Consider the following 1,156-nt stretch of genomic DNA (forward strand, 5'->3'; position numbering starts at 1 on the left):
CGCGCTCCCGGTACGCCAGTTGTTAAGAGGGGGCCCCGCCTATACACGAGGCGTTAACAGGGGGCCCTTCCTTGCGAGGGGGTGGGGGTGCGCGACCGGGCGGCGTTGGTGGCGCTGTTGCTCGGGCTGGCGGGGATCGGTTACCGGTTGTTCCTGGTGCTGGAGACCGTGCCGGTGGCCAACAGCGACGAGGCTACGTTCGGGCTGGCCGCGTGGCACATCGCGCAGGGCCGGGAGTTCCCGGTGTTCCTCTACGGCCAGCACTACATGGGCATGCTCCAGTCCTACCTGGCCGCGCCGCTGATCGCGGTGACCGGGCCGAGTTGGCCGGTGCTGCGGCTGCCGGTGCTCGTGCTCTACGCGCTGTTCCTGTGGCTGATGCACCGGTTGACCCGGCGGATCGGCTCGCCGTGGTTCGCCACGCTTGTGGTGGGGCTGCTGGCGCTCGGCAGCGAGCGGGTCGTCCGGGACCAGGTGACCACCGTCGGTGGGCGGCCGGAGGTCAAGGTCGCGGTGCTGGTGATGCTGCTGGTGGTGCTGGGTCTGGCCCAGCGGACCGTGCGACGCCGGTGGCTGGCGGTGGGTGGTTTCGGGCTGCTCGCCGGTCTGGCGCTCTGGTCGGACTGGCTGATCGTGCCGTACCTGGCGGCGGCGGGGCTGGCGCTGGTCTGGGCGTTGCGCCGGGAGTTGGTCGGCCTGGCCGGGCTGCTGCTGGTCGCCGGGTTCACCGTCGGCGTCGCCCCGATGATCTACGACAATCTGGTCGCGCCGCCCGGCAAGGACTCGCTGTCGGTGCTGCGTTCCGTCAGCGGCGGCTCCGGGGCACACCCACCGTGGGCGCAGCGGTGGGCCGGCGGGCTGCTGGAGGGGGTGCCGCTGGCCTCCGGGCTCTGCCCGCTCACCGGCTGCGAGCGGGGGCAGGAGTGGTTCGGCCTGCTCTATCCGGTGCTGCTGGTGGTCGCGGCGGTGCTCGCGGTGCGCGCGTACCGCCGGGCGAGCGGCAGGTCCGCGCGGGTCGGGCCGGTGCTGCACCTCGCGCTCGTCGTCGGTGCGGCGTTGACCCTGCTGTCGTACGTGCGCAGCCCGCTCGCCGCGACCGATCCGCTGGGCAACGCCCGCTACCTGTCGGTGCTGCAACTGTCGCTGCCGGCGGTGT

Annotated in this window: 1 protein-coding gene; it reads left to right on the forward strand. The window is 72.8% G+C overall.

The features are described from left to right. Positions 1-87: 87 nt before the first annotated feature. On the forward strand, positions 88-1,156 hold a 1,069-nt coding region (locus tag C1I93_RS30615; RefSeq protein WP_258378394.1), incomplete at its 3' end, for a glycosyltransferase family protein.

Origin of the sequence: Micromonospora endophytica, assembly GCF_003236305.1 — a bacterium.
In the GTDB taxonomy this organism is placed as follows: Bacteria; Actinomycetota; Actinomycetes; order Mycobacteriales; family Micromonosporaceae; genus Micromonospora; species Micromonospora endophytica.